Genomic DNA, 16,826 nt, shown 5'->3' on the forward strand with positions numbered 1-16,826 from the left:
GTTGTCCGGGTCGCTGACCGACCCCTTCGCCCCACCGAACACTCCTCGCCGTCCCGCGCGTGTGCCCCAGGCCGCGCGGTGACACTCACGACATCTCGACGAAGGATCTTCCATGAAGATTGCAGACACCATCCTCGACCTCATCGGCAATACGCCGCTGGTCAGACTGAACAAGGTCACCGAGGGGGTCGGCGCAACCGTGCTGGTCAAACTCGAATACTTCAACCCGGGCGGCTCCGCGAAGGACCGGATCGCCACCCGCATCATTGATGCCGCCGAACGTGACGGACTGCTGCTGCCCGGCGGAACCATCGTCGAACCCACCTCGGGAAACACCGGCGTCGGCCTCGCCCTCGTCGCGCAGCAGCGCGGCTACCGGTGCGTCTTCGTGCTGCCGGACAAGGTCGGCGAGGACAAGCGCAACGTGCTCACCGCGTACGGCGCCGAGGTCGTCGTGACCCCGACATCCGTCGCCCCCGACGACCCCGCGTCGTACTACAGCGTCTCCGACCGGCTCGCCAGGGAGATCCCCGGCGCCTTCAAGCCGAACCAGTACGCGAACCCGAACGGGCCGCTCAGTCACTACGAGTCGACCGGCCCCGAGATCTGGCGAGACACCGACGGCACCGTCACCCACTTCGTCGCGGGTGTCGGCACCGGCGGAACCATCACCGGGACCGGGCGCTACCTGCGGGAGGTCTCCGGGGACACCGTGCGGATCATCGGGGCCGACCCCGAGGGCTCGGTCTACTCGGGCGGCACCGGCAGGCCGTACCTCGTCGAAGGCGTCGGCGAAGACTTCTGGCCGGCCGCATACGACCCGGCCGTCGTGCACGAGGTGATCGCCGTTTCCGATGCCGACTCCTTCGCCATGACCAGGCGCCTCGCGCTCGAAGAGGGCATCCTCGTCGGCGGTTCGAGCGGCATGGCCGTCGTCGCGGCCCTCCGCGCGGCCGCGACCCTCCCGGCCGACGCCGTCGTCGTCGTGCTGCTGCCCGACGGCGGCCGCGGCTACCTCGGCAAGATCTTCAACGACAAGTGGATGCGCAGCTACGGTTTCAGCAACGCTCCGGCCGGGCACACCGTGGCCGACCTCCTCGAGAGCAAGACCGGCACCCTGCCCGCCTTCGTCTACGTGCACCCGATCGACACCGTGCGGGACGCGATCGAGGCCATGACGGCGTCGAGCGTCTCCCAGCTGCTCGTGCTGACCGCCAAGCCGCCGGTCGTGATGGGGGAGGTGCTCGGCGCGATCGACGAACGTCATCTGATGGAACTCGTCTTCTCCGGCGAGGCCAAACTCACCGACAAGATCAGTGCATACGTCGGCGACTCCCTCCCGATGATCGGCGTCAACGAACCCGTCGCCGCCGCCCGCGCGGCTTTCGCCCACGACGACGCACTTCTCGTCACCGCGGAGGGCAAGCCCCTCGGCGTCATCACCCGCCACGACCTCCTGACCTACCTCAGCGCCTGAGCGCCCCCACTACCTAAGGACCCACGGATGCCCAGCACCCCGAACTTCGACACCCTCGCCATCCACGCCGGACAGGAATTCGACCCGACGACCGGAGCCGTCATCCCGCCGATCTACCTGACCTCGACGTACGTCCAGGAGAGCATCGGCCACCTGCGCGGCGGCTACGAATACAGCCGCGGCGGAAACCCGACCCGTACCGTGCTCGAGACCCTGCTCGCCGCCCTCGAGGGCGGCAAGCACGGCCTGTCCTTTGCAAGCGGTCTCGCCGCGGAAGACACCATCCTCCGTGCCCTGGTCGCCCCCGGAGACCACATCGTCCTCGGCAACGACGTCTACGGCGGAACCCACCGCCTGATCAACACGGTCCACGGCGCGATCGGCATCCGCAACACGACCGTCGACCTGGCCGACCTCGCCGCCGTCGAGGCCGCGATCATCCCCGGCGAGACGAAGATCCTCTGGGTCGAAACCCCGAGCAACCCCCTCATGAAGATCAGCGACATCGGCGCGCTGGCCACCCTCGGCCACCGCTTCGGCGTCACCGTGATCGTCGACAACACCTTTGCGAGCCCCGCGCTGCAGCATCCGCTCGCGTTCGGAGCCGATGTCGTCGTGCACTCGACCACCAAGTACCTCGGCGGCCACTCCGACGTGCTCGGCGGCGCTCTCGTGATCAATGACGACGCGCTGTACCAGAAGGCGCAGTTCCTGCAGTTCGCGACGGGGCCGGTCTCCGCACCCCTCGACGCCTGGCTCACCGTGCGCGGCATCAAGACCCTCTCGGTGCGGATGGACCGGCACTGCTCCAACGCGCAGGCGATCGCCGAGCACCTCGACGGCCACGCCGCTCTCGAGGCCGTCTACTACCCCGGCCTGCCGAACCACCCCGGCCACGAACTCGCGAAGCGCCAGATGAGCGGCTTCGGCGGCATGCTCTCGATCGCGTTCACCGGAGGAGCTGCCGCAGCGCGTACCTTCGCCGAGTCCACGAAGCTCTTCCAGCTCGCCGAGTCCCTCGGCGGCGTCGAGTCCCTCGTGAACTACCCCGCCGAAATGACGCACGCCTCGGTCCGCGGCACCGAACTCGAGGTGGCTGACAACATCATCCGCCTCTCCGTCGGTATCGAGGACAAGGCCGACCTGATTGCCGACCTCGACGCGGCCCTCGCCGCGGTCGCGAGCCTCTCCCGCCCCTGAATTGGTGAGGTGCCCGGGCGGGCGGAGGACAGTTTGGCAGGAAATCGACGGAGTGTGTCTAGTCTGCCATTTCGCGGGGGGTCGTCGTCCGGCAGCATAGGAGCATGACGACGACACCGGCGACGGATGCGCCCGCGAACTCCGTTCCCTCCGGTGCCGGCAGCCTCGGCCTGCTCCAGGGCACCGCGCTCTACATCGCCGCCGTTCTCGGCACCGGGATCCTGGTGCTCCCGGGACTTGCGGCGGCGGCGGCGGGGCCGGCCTCCCTGCTCGCGGTCCTGATCGTCTTCGTGCTGTCCATCCCGCTCGCGGGCACTTTCGCCGCACTCGCCGCCCGCTACCCGGACCCCGGTGGTGTGGCGAGCTACGTGCGCACGGCCCTCGGCCAAACCTGGGCGCGGATGACCGGCTACTGGTTCTTCTTCGGCGTCGGTTTCGGCGCACCCGTCGTCGCTATGCTCGGTGCTGAATACGTCGTGGCGATCATCGGAGCAGACCCCGGCACGGTGCCTGCGGTTGCCCTCCTGATCCTGGTCCCGCCGTTCGTCTCCAACTACCTCGGTGTGCGGGTCTCCGGGGCCGTACAGCTCGTCCTGACCGGAGCGCTGCTCGTCATCGTGATCGGTGTCGTCACCGTCGCCTTCCCCGCAGCGGACCCCGCGAATTTCCACCCGTTCCTGCCCAACGGCTGGACCGGCGTCGGCGCAGCCGTCAGCCTGTTCGTCTGGGCCTTCGCCGGCTGGGAGGTCGGCACCCACATCGCGGGGGAGTTCCGCAATCCGCGCCGGGTCATCCCGGCGGCGACCGCGATCGCGCTCGTGGTGGTCGGGGCCGCCTATCTGGCGCTTCAGTACGTAACGGTCGCCGTCCTCGGCGGCGCAGCGGGATCGGGCGCCGTGCCCCTGCTCGCCCTCGTCGCCCAGTCGCCGGGCGGAGTTGGCCCGGTGTCCGTCGCGGTGATCGCGGCGATCGTCGCGCTCGGGGTGCTCAACGTGTATCTCGGCGCCTTCGCCAAACTCGGTGCCTCGCTCGGCCGCGACGGTGACCTCCCGCGCTGGCTCGCCCGGGGTGTCGAGACCGGGGGCGTTCCGCGCCGCAGTCTCACGCTCGTGGCCGTGCTCACCGGTGGGTACTTCACGATCATGGTGACGCAGCACCTGCCCCTGTCTGCGTTCATCCTGATCCACACGAGCTCCATGGTCGCGATCTACGCGCTCGGCATGATCGCCGCGGTACGCCTCCTCGACCGGTACAGCCTCGGCTGGTGGCTCGCGGTGGTCAGCGTTTTCCTCACCGGAGCGCTGCTCGTGCTCGCCGGCCCGAACCTGCTCGTGCCGGCAGCACTCGCCCTCGTGGCGGTGGTCATCGGCCAGGTCAAACGTCACGGTCGCCGATCCGCCCGATCGCGCCTGGCCACCCGCTGAACCCGCCGAGCCCCGAAAACCCGCTGAGCCCCGAACCCGCTGAGCCCGCTGAACGCCGAACCCGCCAGGAGAACCCCATGACCGTCACCCGCGCCCGCCTGATCGATCTCAGCCACACGATCCGTGCCGGTCTCATCACCTACCCCGGCCTGCCCGCTCCCGTGATCGAGCCATTCCTCACCCGCGCGGCCTCACGCGCGTCGTACGCTCCCGGCACCGAATTCACGATGGACGTGATCACCCTGATCGGCAATACCGGCACGTACCTCGACAGTCCGTACCATCGCTACGCGGGCGGAGCGGATCTCGCCGGTCTCGACCTCGCCACCCTTGTCGACCTGCCCGCCGAGGTATTCCATCTGACGGATGCTGCGACCCGGGGCATTCCCGCAGAGGTATTCATGGAGCGCGGCCCCGCCCTGGCCGGCTCTGCGGTGCTGATCCACACCGGCTGGGACCGCCACTTCGGCACTCCGGAGTACCGCTCCGGTGCCCCCTTCCTCACAGAGGAGGCCGCAAAGATGCTGGTCGACGCCGGTGTCGCCCTCGTCGGGATCGACTCGCTCAACATCGATGACACCGAGGGGAGCGGGGAACGGCCGGCCCATTCCGTCCTGCTCGCCGCCGGCATCCACGTCGTCGAACATCTCACCGGACTGGCGGAGGTGCCGGGCTCCGGGGCTGCGTTCTCGGCGGTGCCCCCGAAGATCGAAGGCTTCGGGACCTTCCCGGTCCGCGCGTTCGCGCGAGTGCCCCACCCCGCCGGCTGAGGCGCGATCCCCGCCATGTGACGGTCACAATGCGGTTCCCGAGCGGTGCATACTGGGGATGCGTAATTTTTTGTGACCGTGCTCATAGACGAGGCCCCGATGACTGCTGAACTGCCCACTGGCCGGGCCCCCAGCATCCGGGACGTCGCACGCCTTGCCGGCGTCTCGCATCAGACCGTGTCGAGGGTGCTCAACAATCACCCGAGCATTCGTGACTCCACGAAGGCCCGCGTGCTCCAGGTGATCGAGGAACTCCAATACCGGCCGAACCGGGCGGCCAGGGCCCTCTCGAGGGGAAGGTCGCGCACGATCGGCGTGCTGTCGGCCTCCGGGTCCCAGTACGGCCCCGCGAGCAGCATCGCCGCGATCCAGGATGCGGCGCGGGAGGCGGGCTACTACGTCAACACCGCCAATCTCACCTCGGTCGACACGGCCTCCATCGAAGCGGCACTCGACCACCTGATGTATCAGTCCGTGGAGGGGATCGTGGTCATCGCACCGCAGGTCCGCGTCTTCGACGTGCTGGAACAGCTCTCGATCGAGGTGCCGTACGTCACCCTCCAGTCGACGGGCCGGCCCAACGATCATGCACTCTCCGTCGACCAGATCCACGGCGCCCGACTGGCCACGCGGCACCTCATCGACCTCGGACACCGGCGGATCTTCCACCTCGCGGGGCCTCAGGACTGGATCGAGGCAGAGGCTCGGATGCGCGGATTCCTCGAGGAGATGGGGGCGATGGACGTTCCGACGACCGCCCCGATCCTCGGGGACTGGACCGCGGACTTCGGGTACCACGCCGGGCGCGAGCTGCTGCGACAACGCGATTTCACCGCCATCTTCTCGTCGAACGACCAGATGGCGCTCGGGATCATGCACGCGGTCAGGGATGCTGGGCTCGACATCCCGCGGGACGTGAGCATCGTCGGTTTCGACGACATCCCGGAGGCGGCGCACTTCTGGCCCCCGCTCACGACCGTCCGCCAGGATTTCGCCGAACTGGGCAGACGCTGCATCGCCCTCCTGCTCGGCACCATCGCCGGTGAAGACCCGGACAAGTTCCGTGAAGCGATCATTCCCGAGCTCATCGTTCGCGGCTCGACGGGCCCGCCCGCCTTCTGAATCCGGCGTGAATCGGGTGGTTATCAAAACGCAACCACCCACTTTTCGCCGTGACTTGACAAGAACGCCCACTGCGGGCGTAATGTGAACACAGCGATTGTGACCGTTCACATTTCGTGACAATGTAAGTACGCACGTGAGTACGCAGATGGCTTCGGCCTCAGCACCGCATGACAAAGGAGTCGAATTTCGTGATCGAGAACGCACAGGCCGCGCTCGCAGCCGACGCATCCGCCGAGCTCTCTCTCAGCAGAGGCGATCACCGACCGAACGTCGCCACGTGCGCTGCGGGAATCTCCACAGATGTGGTGGCGTTCGCATGAGCACCTACGGACCCCAGATCGAGGTCGCGATCGCCCGCGTCCGCGCCGAAGTCGCCGATCTCCACGCCGAGCTCACCCGCAACGGACTCGTGGTCTGGACCGGCGGCAACGTCTCCGGCCGCGTTCCGGGTGCAGACCTCTTCGTGATCAAGCCGAGCGGCGTCGACTACGCAGACCTCGCCCCGGAGAACATGATCCTGTGCGACCTCGACGGCGCCGTGATCCCGGGAACCCCTGGCTCCGACCGCTCCCCGTCGAGCGACACGGCGGCACACGCCTACGTCTACCGCAACATGACCGAGATCGGCGGTGTCGTGCACACGCACTCCACCTACGCGACCGCCTGGGCCGCCCGCGGCGAGGAAATCCCCTGCGTGATCACGGCCATGGCCGACGAATTCGGCGGCCCGATCCCGATCGGCAACTTTGCGATCATCGGGGACGACACGATCGGCCGCGGCATCGTCGAGGCGCTCACGGGACACCGCTCCCGCGCCGTGCTGATGCAGAACCACGGTCCGTTCACGATCGGCAAGGACGCCCGTGACGCCGTCAAGGCGGCCGTCATGGTCGAGGACGTCGCGCGAACCGTGCACATCGCCCGGCAGGGCGGCGAACTCATCCCGATCCCGCAGGCCGCGATCGACTCCCTCTTCAACCGCTATCAGAACGTCTACGGACAAGCGCCGCAGGGAGCACTGAAGTAGTGTCCGCCCTCTTCACCGCTCACCCCCACGATTTCGCCGAGAGCGCTCGCACCGAGCTTCTCGTGATCGATAAGACCACCACCCTTCGGGATTTCACCCGCGAGGTGCGTTGGAACCAGGCCGACTACCCACTGGGACAAGGCCTGTAATCACATAGCAGCACCAATACAACTGCCATCAGAGTTGATAACAGATCCACGAAAGGTAATTCAGTGAAGACAAGTAAGGTCCTCGCAGGCATCGCTGCCATTGGACTCGCACTCTCCCTCGCTGCCTGCTCCGGCGGACGAGGCGACACAGCCACGACGACCGCTGCAGCGGGCGCCAACGCCGGCGCACTCGTCGGCGTCGCAATGCCCACCAAGTCCAGCGAGCGCTGGATCAAGGACGGCGACGCCGTCAAGGCCTCCCTCGAGAAGCTCGGCTACAAGGTCGACCTCGAATACGGCGAAGACAAGATCCCGACCCAGGTCCAGCAGATCAGCAACATGCTGACGAAGGGCGCGAAGATCCTCATCATCGCGTCGATCGACGGCACCGCGCTCAGCGACCAGCTTGACCAGGCCGCAGCGGCCGGCGTCAAGGTCATCGCGTACGACCGCCTGATCAACGGCAACAAGAACGTCGACTACTACACCACGTTCGACAACAACGAGGTCGGCGTTCTGCAGGCCACGAGCCTGCTCACCGGACTCGGCGTGCTGGACAAGGACGGCAAGGAGACCGGCAAGACCGGACCCTTCAACGTCGAGCTCTTCGGTGGCAGCCCCGACGACAACAACGCCACGTTCTTCTTCAACGGCGCAATGTCCGTCCTGCAGCCGCAGATCGACAAGGGCGTCATCGTCGTCAAGAGCGGCCAGGTCAGCTTCACCCAGGTAGCCACCCTTCGCTGGGACCCGGCGACCGCCCAGAAGCGGATGCAGAACCTCATCGCGAGCACCTACTCCGACGGCTCCAAGGTCGACGGCGTGCTCTCCCCGTATGACGGTCTCTCCATCGGCATCATCTCGGCTCTGACGAGCTCGGGATACGCCACCGACAAGCTCCCGATCATCACCGGTCAGGACTCCGAGGCCGCTTCGGTCAAGTCGATCATCGCCAAGCAGCAGTACTCCTCCATCTACAAGGACACGCGCCAGCTCGGCGACGAGGCCGTCAAGATGGCCGACGACCTGCTCAACGGCAAGACCCCCGAGGTCAACGACACGAAGAGCTACGACAACAAGGTCAAGATCGTCCCGACCTTCCTGTTCGCTCCTCAGGTCGTCACGATCGACAACTACAAGGCCCTGCTCGTCGACACCGGTTACTACACCGAAGCCGACCTCAAGTAGGTTCTTCTCCTCACCGGCAGTGGCGGCGGGTAACCCGCCGCCACTGCCAGCACCGAAAGCACCACAACCACCACCCACCCTCTCTCCACCGGAAGAAGAAGTAACGGTGACAACGAATATTCTCGAGATGCGCAGCATCACGAAAACCTTTCCCGGAGTGAAAGCCCTCCAGGACGTTTCCCTCGCGGTGAAGCGAGGCCACATTCACGCGATCTGCGGCGAGAACGGCGCAGGAAAGTCCACCTTGATGAAGGTGCTCTCCGGCGTCTACCCGCACGGCACGTACGACGGCGAGATCGTCTTCGAAAACGAGCCGGTCGCCTTTAAATCCATCAATGACTCCGAGGCCTCAGGCGTCGTCATCATCCACCAGGAACTCGCCCTGAGCCCGTTCCTCTCCATCGCCGAGAACATCTTCCTCGGCAACGAGCAGCAGAACAACGGCTGGATCGACTGGAACAAGACCAACATGGAGGCAGCCAAGCTGCTCGCCAGAGTCGGTCTCAAGGACAACCCGATCACCAAGATCCGCGACATCGGCGTCGGCAAGCAGCAGCTCGTGGAGATCGCGAAGGCCCTGTCCAAGGAAGTCAAGCTCCTGATCCTGGACGAGCCGACCGCGGCACTCAACGATGAGGACTCCGCGCACCTGCTCGACCTGATGAAGCACCTCAAAGGCCAGGGCGTCACCTCGATCATGATCAGCCACAAGCTGAACGAGATCAAGGCCATCGCCGACGAGGTCACGATCATCCGTGACGGCAAGCTCATCGAGACGCTCGACATGCACACCGATGACATCTCCGAGGAGCGCATCATCAAGGGCATGGTCGGACGGGACCTCGGCAGCCGGTACCCCGACCACACGCCGAACATCGGTGAGGAACTCCTCCGGGTCGAAGACTGGAACGTCTACCACCCGCTCGACCACCAGCGCCGGGTCGTCAAGGACGCGAACATCACCGTCAGGGCCGGCGAGATCGTCGGAATCGCCGGGCTGATGGGCGCGGGCAGGACCGAACTCGCGATGAGCGTGTTCGGCCACAGCTACGGCCACAACATCTCGGGCACCGTGTACAAGAACGGCGTCAAGATCAACACGAGCACGGTCGCGAACGCGATCGAACACGGCCTGGCGTACGCCACCGAGGACCGCAAGCGCTACGGGCTCAACCTGATCGAAGACATCAAGCGCAACATCTCCACGGTGGGCATGCACAAGATCGCCAAGCGCGGCTGGGTCGACTCTAACCAGGAGATCGTCGTCGCGGAGGGCTACCGGAAGAGCATGAACATCAAGGCCCCGACAGTAGAGGCCCTCGCCGGGAAGCTCTCCGGCGGCAATCAGCAGAAGGTCGTTCTCTCCAAGTGGATGTTCTCCGACCCGGATGTCCTCATCCTGGACGAACCCACCCGCGGCATCGACGTCGGCGCCAAGTATGAGATCTACGGGATCATCAACCGCCTCGCCGACGCAGGCAAGGGCGTCATCGTGATCTCGTCCGAGCTGCCGGAGCTGATCGGCATCTGCGACCGGATCTACACCATCTTCGAAGGCCGGATCACGGCAGACGTGGCCCGCGGGCAGACGACGGCTGAATTCCTTATGCAAAACATGACCCAGGAAAGGGACAAGGACAAGCGATGAGCGTGTTCAGATCTTCACTTAATTACCTCGCCGGCCAGCTACGGCAAATCGGCCTGTTCATCGCCCTGATCGCGATCGTGATCTTCTTCCAGGTGGCCACAAACGGCATCACCCTGAAGCCGATCAACGTCACCAACCTGATCGTGCAGAACAGCTACATCCTGATCCTCGCCGTCGGCATGGTCATGGTCATTATCGCCGGCCACATCGACCTGTCGGTCGGTTCCGTCGTCGCCTTCGTCGGCGCCATGTCCGGCGTGATGATCACGCAGTGGAATGTGCCGTGGTGGCTCGCGATCATCCTGTGCCTCGGCGTCGGCGCCCTCGTGGGAATGTGGCAGGGCTTCTGGATCGCCTACTTCGGGATACCGGCCTTCATCGTCACATTGGCCGGGATGCTCACCTTCCGTGGGCTCACCCAGATCGCACTGCAGAACAAGCAGATCTCGCCGTTCCCCGACGAGTTCCGCGCCCTCGGCAGTGGCTTCCTCCCCGACCTCGGCGGCGGAACCAGTGCCGTCGAACCGCTCACCCTCGGTATCGGCATCATTGCGACGCTCTTCCTGGTGCTCCAGGGCATCCGCCAGCGCCGTGCCCGCGCCAAGTACGACGTAGAAGACGAGCCGTTCGCGTGGTTCCTCACCAAGCTGGTCTTCACCGCAGCGATGATCATCGGCATCACGTACCTGCTCGCGAGCTACCGCGGCACGCCGATCGTGCTCATCGTCCTCGGCATCCTGATCGTCGTCTACGCATCCGTGATGTCCAACAGCGTCTTCGGCCGCCACATCTACGCCATCGGTGGCAACCTGAACGCCGCGGCCCTGTCGGGTATCAAGACCAAGCGCGTCACGTTCATGCTGTTCGTGAACATGGGCGTCATCTCGGCACTCGCCGGGCTCGTCTTCACCGCCCAGCTCAACCTCGCCAACCCGAAGGCCGGTGACGGCTTCGAGCTCGACGCCATCGCCGCCGTCTTCATCGGTGGGGCCGCGGTCACGGGTGGTATCGGTACGGTCACCGGCGCCATCATCGGTGGTTTCATCATCGGGCTGCTCAACAACGGAATGTCGATCCTCGGTGTCGGAACGGAGTACCAGCAGCTCATCAAGGGCCTGGTGCTGCTCGGCGCCGTCGCATTCGACGTATACAACAAGCGTCGCTCTGGCGGTCGCTGACCCCGAACGCCACGCACGAGCGGGCCGGTCGTCTTCGGACGACCGGCCCGCTTTTTTGCGCCTGCGATCTGCCCTTTGGTAGCCGATCGGCCGTTACCCAAGCGTGATCCGAGCGTGCCGCATCGAGCCTGTTGCTCACGGCCAGTGCCGGTTACTATCTGTGGCATCTGGCGCAAGGAGCACAATGATGTCCACCCAGCACGTCATGAACGACGAGCCCGTCCGCGCGGACGGGCCGGTCATTCTGGAGATGCGATCGATCACGAAGGAATTTCCCGGGGTCAAGGCCCTGTCGGATGTGTCCCTCACAGTGAGAGCCGGAGAGATTCACGCCATCTGCGGCGAGAACGGTGCGGGCAAGTCCACTCTCATGAAGGTCCTCTCCGGGGTATACCCGTACGGGACCTACGACGGCGACATCGTCTATCAGGGTGTGACCGTGCACTTCAGGGACATCCGCTCGAGCGAAGAAGCCGGGATCGCGATCATCCACCAGGAACTCGCGCTCATCCCCGAACTCTCCATCACCGAGAACATCTTCCTCGGCAACGAGCCGACCAAGTGGGGCGCCATCGACTGGATCACAGCCAAGAAGACCGCCCTCGAGCTGCTCGCACGGGTCGGGCTCCGCGAGGACCCGGACACCCTGATCAAGAACATCGGCGTCGGCAAGCAACAGCTCGTCGAGATCGCTAAGGCGCTCAGCAAGTCGGTCAAGCTGCTGATCCTCGACGAGCCGACGGCGGCTCTCAACGAGGCGGACTCGCAGCACCTGCTCGACCTGATCCGCGGTCTCAAGGGCAAGGGGATCACCTCGATCATGATCTCCCACAAGCTCAACGAGATCGAACAGGTCGCCGACTCCATCACGATCATCAGGGACGGGAAGACGATCGAAACCCTCAACGTCGTCAGGGACGGGGTCAACGAGGACCGCATCATCCGCGGAATGGTCGGCCGGAGCCTCGAGAGCCGGTTCCCCGACCACGTCCCGCACATCGGCGAGGTGTTCTTCGAGGTGCGGGACTGGAACGTGCAGCACCCGCAGGTCACGGAGCGGATGGTCGTCAAGAACTCGAGCCTCACCGTGCGGCGCGGGGAGATCGTCGGCATCGCCGGCCTCATGGGAGCCGGCCGCACCGAACTCGCGATGAGCATCTTCGGGCGGTCATACGGCACCTTCCTCTCCGGGCGGATGTTCAAGGACGGCAAGGAGATCGAACTGAGGAACGTCGCGGAGGCCATCGACCACGGGCTCGCCTATGTGAGTGAGGACCGCAAGGCGCTCGGCCTCAACCTGCTCGACGACGTGAAGCGTTCGATCGTGTCCGCGAAGCTCTCCAAGATCTCGGCCGGTCCCGTCGTCAATGACGGCAAGGAGTTCGCGATCGCGGAGGGCTATCGCACGAGCCTCCGGATCAAGACGCCCACGGTCGATTCCGGGGTGAGCAAACTCTCCGGCGGAAACCAGCAGAAGGTCGTGCTCGCCAAGTGGATGTTCACCGACCCCGACCTGCTCATCCTCGACGAACCCACCCGCGGCATCGACGTCGGCGCGAAATTCGAGATCTACGGCATCATCCAGAACCTCGCGGCGCAGGGCAAGGGCGTGATCCTGATCTCCTCGGAACTCCCTGAGCTCCTGGGGCTCGCCGACCGCATCTACACAGTCTTCGAGGGTGCGATCACGGATTGCATCCCCGCGGCGGAGGCCGATCCGGAAACCCTGATGAAGAGCATGACCAGCGCCAGAAGGAAGGTTCGCAGCTGATGACTACCGAGACCACCACTACGAGCGAGGCGCGCGGCGCGCGGAAGCTGTTCGGCGGGGGAAACCTGCGTCAGTTCGGCATCCTGTTCAGCCTGATCGCGATCATCCTGCTCTTCCAGTACCTCACCAACGGCCTGACCCTCTCCTCGGGCAACCTGATCAACCTCGTCAGCCAGTACTCCTACATCCTGATTCTCGCCATCGGAATGGTGATCGTGATCATCGCCGGGCACATCGACCTGTCCGTCGGGTCGGTCGCCGCGTTCGTCGGAATCGTCGTCGCAACCTCCATGAAGGACTGGAACCTGCCCTGGCCGCTCGCCATCCTCTTCGGTCTCTTCGTGGGCATGCTTATCGGAGCCTGGCAGGGCTGGTGGGTCGCCTTCGTCGGCGTGCCTGCCTTCATCGTCACCCTCGCCGGCATGCTCATCTTCCGTGGCGGCAACCAGCTGATCGGCAACGCCAACACGGTGCCCGTTCCCCCCGGGTTCACCACCATCGGTTCCGGGTACCTGCCGGAGGTAGGCCCGTACACCGGGTACAACAACCTCACCCTCCTGCTCGGGCTCATCATCGTGATCGCCGTGATCTGGCGGGAGATCAGGGCGCGCCGCGTGCAGCGGATCATGGGCTCGACGCCGTCCCCGCTCTGGGCGAGCGTCGTCAAGGTCGTGCTGCTCGACGCGGTCGTCATCTACGCGACCTTCCTCTTCGCCGGTGGCCGCACCGGAACGAGCTTCCCGGTCTCCGGCATCATCCTCGGGGTGCTCGTGCTGGTGTACTCGTTCGTGACCCGGAACACGATCTTCGGCCGTCACGTCTACGCCGTCGGCGGCAACAAGCTCGCCGCCGAACTGTCCGGAGTGAAGTCCCGGCGGATCAACTTCCTCGTGATGATGAACATGTCGATCCTCGCAGCCCTCGCCGGAATGATCTTCGTCGCCCGTTCCGTCGCCTCCGGCCCCCAGGACGGCCTCAGCTGGGAACTCGACGCGATCGCTGCGGTGTTCATCGGCGGCGCCGCGGTCTCCGGCGGCATCGGCACGGTCACCGGCTCCATCATCGGTGGTCTCGTGATGGCCGTGCTCAACAACGGGCTCCAGCTCCTCGGCGTCGGAAGCGACCGGGTGCAGATCATCAAGGGTCTCGTACTTCTCCTCGCCGTGGGGGTGGATGTCTGGAACAAGAAGCAGGGTCGGCCGTCAATCCTCGGGTTCATGACCCGGAACCGGAAGTCCACCCCGGCTCCGGACGAACCGCCGATGGTCGTCCCGGACTCCGGCACCCCGGACACGGCCCGGCCGCCGGCGAGCATGCCGTCCTGAGCCGCGGCATCCGCATGACCCCACACGACCTCGCTCCACACCCGCACATCACAATCCCTGCCCCACCACATTGAGTAGAAAGCGATCGAACATGCGAAAACTCCTTGCGACTACAGCACTCGCAGCGGTAGCCCTGATGGCACTCTCCGGGTGTTCCACCCGCACCGACACCACGGGCGGCTCCACAGCGGCCGCCGGTTTCCCCGCGGATTCGGTGATCGGCGTCGCGCTTCCCTCGAAGACCTCTGAGAACTGGGTCCTCGCCGGCGGCCTCTTCGAAGACGGCCTCAAGACGGCCGGGTTCAAGGGCGACGTCCAGTACGCCGGCGCCTCGACAACGGTCAAGGACCAGCAGGACCAGATCTCGGCGATGGTCACCAACGGCGCCAAGGTCATCATCATCGGCGCGGCCGACGGCGGCCAGCTCGGCACCCAGGTGAAGGCGGCGAAGGATGCGGGCGCGACGGTGATCGCCTACGACCGGCTGATCCTGAACACGCCGGACGTGGACTACTACGTGGCCTACGACAACTTCAAGGTCGGCGAGCTGCAGGGCCAGGCGCTCCTGGACGGGCTCAAGAGCCGGAAGGCGGCCGGGCCGTACAACATCGAACTCTTCTCCGGTTCCTCCGACGACGCCAACTCCGCGGTCTTCTTCAACGGCGCGATGAGCGTGCTCCAGCCGAAGATCGACGACGGCACCCTCGTCGTCGCATCCGGCCAGACCGACATCAAGCAGACGGCGACCGCCGGCTGGAAGGCCGAGAACGCGCAGAGCCGGATGGACTCACTCCTGACCAGCACCTACGGCGACAAGGCCCTCGACGGTGTCCTGTCCCCGAACGACACCCTCGCTCGGGCGATCATCACCTCGGTGAAGGCGGCAGGCAAGCCCATCCCGGTCGTGACCGGCCAGGACTCCGAGGTCGAATCGGTCAAGTCGATCATGGCCGGTGAGCAGTACTCGACGATCAACAAGGACACCCGCCTGCTCGTCGCCCAGGCCATCAAGATGGCCCAGGCGCTGCAGAAGGGCGAGGCCGTCGACGTGAACGACACCAAGTCGTACGACAACGGAGTCAAGATCGTTCCCGCCTACCTCCTGCCCCCGGTCATCGTGACGAAGGCGAACGCGGCAGAGGCATACGCGAACGATCCCAAGCTCGCGCCGCTCACCAAGTAGCGCCTGCAGCAGGACCCGGCGGAGCCGGCCCCAGCCCGGGGCCGGCTCCGCTTGCGTGCGGGGGCAGTGAATATGAGCGCTCACAATCACTCAACGGATGCTGGTGGTTCGCCTGTCGAATGAGATCGAAAAGATATCTCGGGGGCTTGTCAACCCATACTTGTGAGCGCTAACATTTCGGCAACGACCAGAACGACCTGGTCGCCCGGCACCGAGTCACGCAGCAGAATGTTCCGCCGGGACGCTAAACAAGGAGGTTTAGTCACATGATCAGGAAGATGATCGGAGCGGTCGCCGTCGGCGCCTTTCTCCTCGCCCTCACCGGCTGTTCCACGGCCTCGGGCACCGGATCGGCGGGCGCGGCGAAGGCGCCCGGCGACATCGTCGTCGGCTTCGCGCAGGTCGGCGCGGAGAGCGGCTGGCGGACCGCGAACACGAAGGACATCCAGGATGCGTTCGCCGCGTCCGGAATGCAGCTCAAGTTCTCGGACGCGCAACAGAAGCAGGAGAACCAGATCAAGGCCATCCGCTCGTACATCACCCAGGGCGTCGACGTCATCGCGTTCTCTCCCGTCGTCGAGACCGGCTGGGACGCGGTGCTGAAGGAAGCGAAGGACGCCGGCATTCCCGTGGTCCTCACGGACCGTGCCGTCGACTCGAAGGACGACAGTCTCTATGTGAGCTTCCTCGGCTCCGACTTCATCAAGGAAGGCCAGAAGGCCGGCCAGTGGGTCGTCGACGAATACAAGAACCAGACCGATCCCGTCAAGATCATCCAGCTCGAGGGCACAACGGGCGCGGCTCCCGCCATCGACCGGGCGGAAGGCTTCGCGGACGTCATCAAGGCGGACCCGAAGTTCCAGATCGTCGCGTCTCAGACCGGAGACTTCACCAGGGCAGGCGGCAAGCAGGTCACCGAAGCGCTCCTGAAGTCCAACCCGGACGCCACCCTGATCTTCGCCCACAACGATGACATGGGCCTCGGCGCGATCGAGGCCGTCGAAGCTGCGGGGAAGGTCCCGGGGAAGGACATCAAGATCGTCACGATCGACGCGGTGAAGGACGGCATGAAGGCCCTCTCCGACGGCAAGATCAACTTCATCGTGGAGTGCTCTCCGCTCCTCGGTAAGCAGCTGGTCGACATCGTCAAGAAGGTCGTCGCGGGGGAGAGCGTCGAGAAGCGCATCCTCACGGAGGAGACCACCTTCACCCAGGAGCAGGCGACCGCCGCGCTTCCCACCCGTCAGTACTGAGCGAGCCCGGCACTGCCTCGCCGGCCTCCGGCGGCGCCCACCGGTCGGCCATCCGGCCGGCCGGTCCCCGCCGCCGGGAGCCGGCATCCGCTTGCAGAAGACGATGAA

14 protein-coding genes are annotated in these 16,826 nt (G+C 65.4%); all 14 read left to right on the top strand.

The window, feature by feature from the left end; all coding sequences use genetic code 11:
* Nucleotides 1–112 precede the first annotated feature (112 nt).
* The 14 genes from MQH31_RS00805 to MQH31_RS00870 all read left to right on the top strand — a co-directional run bounded on the left by MQH31_RS00805 (nt 113) and on the right by MQH31_RS00870 (nt 16,718).
* Nucleotides 113–1,477: a cystathionine beta-synthase gene (locus tag MQH31_RS00805; protein WP_243010585.1), complete on the top strand. Its 1,365-nt coding sequence runs from the start codon at nt 113–115 to the stop codon at nt 1,475–1,477.
* A gap of 27 nt (nt 1,478–1,504) precedes the next feature.
* Nucleotides 1,505–2,677, top strand: coding sequence for a cystathionine gamma-synthase (locus MQH31_RS00810; RefSeq protein WP_243010586.1), 1,173 nt, complete (start codon nt 1,505–1,507; stop codon nt 2,675–2,677).
* A gap of 104 nt (nt 2,678–2,781) precedes the next feature.
* Nucleotides 2,782–4,101, top strand: a complete 1,320-nt coding sequence (locus MQH31_RS00815; protein WP_243010587.1) for an APC family permease — start codon at nt 2,782–2,784, stop codon at nt 4,099–4,101.
* A gap of 77 nt (nt 4,102–4,178) precedes the next feature.
* Nucleotides 4,179–4,871, top strand: coding sequence for a cyclase family protein (locus MQH31_RS00820; protein WP_243010588.1), 693 nt, complete (start codon nt 4,179–4,181; stop codon nt 4,869–4,871).
* A gap of 99 nt (nt 4,872–4,970) precedes the next feature.
* Nucleotides 4,971–5,993: a LacI family DNA-binding transcriptional regulator gene (locus MQH31_RS00825; RefSeq protein ID WP_134534343.1), complete on the top strand. Its 1,023-nt coding sequence runs from the start codon at nt 4,971–4,973 to the stop codon at nt 5,991–5,993.
* Between the two features lie 319 nt (nt 5,994–6,312).
* Nucleotides 6,313–7,023, top strand: coding sequence for an L-ribulose-5-phosphate 4-epimerase (locus tag MQH31_RS00830; protein WP_243010589.1), 711 nt, complete (start codon nt 6,313–6,315; stop codon nt 7,021–7,023).
* Entirely contained in the window at nt 7,023–7,172 is a 150-nt protein-coding gene (locus MQH31_RS00835) for a hypothetical protein (protein ID WP_243011697.1), read from the top strand. Before MQH31_RS00830 ends, MQH31_RS00835 begins: the two co-directional genes overlap by 1 nt.
* Before the next feature lie 63 nt (nt 7,173–7,235).
* Nucleotides 7,236–8,360, top strand: coding sequence for a multiple monosaccharide ABC transporter substrate-binding protein (gene chvE / locus MQH31_RS00840; protein ID WP_134534341.1), 1,125 nt, complete (start codon nt 7,236–7,238; stop codon nt 8,358–8,360).
* A gap of 127 nt (nt 8,361–8,487) precedes the next feature.
* Entirely contained in the window at nt 8,488–10,008 is a 1,521-nt protein-coding gene (gene mmsA, locus MQH31_RS00845) for a multiple monosaccharide ABC transporter ATP-binding protein (protein WP_279238375.1), read from the top strand.
* Entirely contained in the window at nt 10,005–11,186 is a 1,182-nt protein-coding gene (mmsB, locus tag MQH31_RS00850; protein ID WP_134534339.1) for a multiple monosaccharide ABC transporter permease, read from the top strand. Before mmsA (MQH31_RS00845) ends, mmsB (MQH31_RS00850) begins: the two co-directional genes overlap by 4 nt.
* A gap of 184 nt (nt 11,187–11,370) precedes the next feature.
* Nucleotides 11,371–12,957 carry a multiple monosaccharide ABC transporter ATP-binding protein gene (gene mmsA, locus MQH31_RS00855; protein WP_279238311.1) on the top strand — a complete coding sequence of 529 codons (1,587 nt, stop codon included), beginning with the start codon at nt 11,371–11,373 and terminating at the stop codon, nt 12,955–12,957.
* Nucleotides 12,957–14,282: a multiple monosaccharide ABC transporter permease gene (gene mmsB / locus MQH31_RS00860; protein ID WP_134534338.1), complete on the top strand. Its 1,326-nt coding sequence runs from the start codon at nt 12,957–12,959 to the stop codon at nt 14,280–14,282. Before mmsA (MQH31_RS00855) ends, mmsB (MQH31_RS00860) begins: the two co-directional genes overlap by 1 nt.
* 91 nt (nt 14,283–14,373) lie before the next feature.
* Nucleotides 14,374–15,465, top strand: a complete 1,092-nt coding sequence (locus MQH31_RS00865; RefSeq protein WP_134534337.1) for a substrate-binding domain-containing protein — start codon at nt 14,374–14,376, stop codon at nt 15,463–15,465.
* A 266-nt stretch (nt 15,466–15,731) separates the two neighbouring features.
* The gene (locus tag MQH31_RS00870; RefSeq protein WP_134534336.1) at nt 15,732–16,718 is read left to right on the top strand and encodes an ABC transporter substrate-binding protein; all 987 of its coding nucleotides are present in this window, start codon (nt 15,732–15,734) and stop codon (nt 16,716–16,718) included.
* Nucleotides 16,719–16,826: the final 108 nt, after the last annotated feature.

Source organism: Cryobacterium zhongshanensis, assembly GCF_022760445.1.
Taxonomy (GTDB): domain Bacteria; phylum Actinomycetota; class Actinomycetes; order Actinomycetales; family Microbacteriaceae; genus Cryobacterium; species Cryobacterium algoricola.

What these genes read in the sequence shown, in the direction of transcription:
- MQH31_RS00805 (WP_243010585.1), top strand. Translation starts at nt 113, where the DNA reads ATGAAGATTGCAGACACCATCCTCGACCTCATCGGCAATACGCCGCTG.
- MQH31_RS00810 (WP_243010586.1), top strand. Translation starts at nt 1,505, where the DNA reads ATGCCCAGCACCCCGAACTTCGACACCCTCGCCATCCACGCCGGACAG.
- MQH31_RS00815 (WP_243010587.1), top strand. Translation starts at nt 2,782, where the DNA reads ATGACGACGACACCGGCGACGGATGCGCCCGCGAACTCCGTTCCCTCC.
- MQH31_RS00820 (WP_243010588.1), top strand. Translation starts at nt 4,179, where the DNA reads ATGACCGTCACCCGCGCCCGCCTGATCGATCTCAGCCACACGATCCGT.
- MQH31_RS00825 (WP_134534343.1), top strand. Translation starts at nt 4,971, where the DNA reads ATGACTGCTGAACTGCCCACTGGCCGGGCCCCCAGCATCCGGGACGTC.
- MQH31_RS00830 (WP_243010589.1), top strand. Translation starts at nt 6,313, where the DNA reads ATGAGCACCTACGGACCCCAGATCGAGGTCGCGATCGCCCGCGTCCGC.
- mmsA (WP_279238375.1), top strand. Translation starts at nt 8,488, where the DNA reads ATGCGCAGCATCACGAAAACCTTTCCCGGAGTGAAAGCCCTCCAGGAC.
- mmsB (WP_134534339.1), top strand. Translation starts at nt 10,005, where the DNA reads ATGAGCGTGTTCAGATCTTCACTTAATTACCTCGCCGGCCAGCTACGG.
- mmsA (WP_279238311.1), top strand. Translation starts at nt 11,371, where the DNA reads ATGATGTCCACCCAGCACGTCATGAACGACGAGCCCGTCCGCGCGGAC.
- mmsB (WP_134534338.1), top strand. Translation starts at nt 12,957, where the DNA reads ATGACTACCGAGACCACCACTACGAGCGAGGCGCGCGGCGCGCGGAAG.
- MQH31_RS00865 (WP_134534337.1), top strand. Translation starts at nt 14,374, where the DNA reads ATGCGAAAACTCCTTGCGACTACAGCACTCGCAGCGGTAGCCCTGATG.
- MQH31_RS00870 (WP_134534336.1), top strand. Translation starts at nt 15,732, where the DNA reads ATGATCAGGAAGATGATCGGAGCGGTCGCCGTCGGCGCCTTTCTCCTC.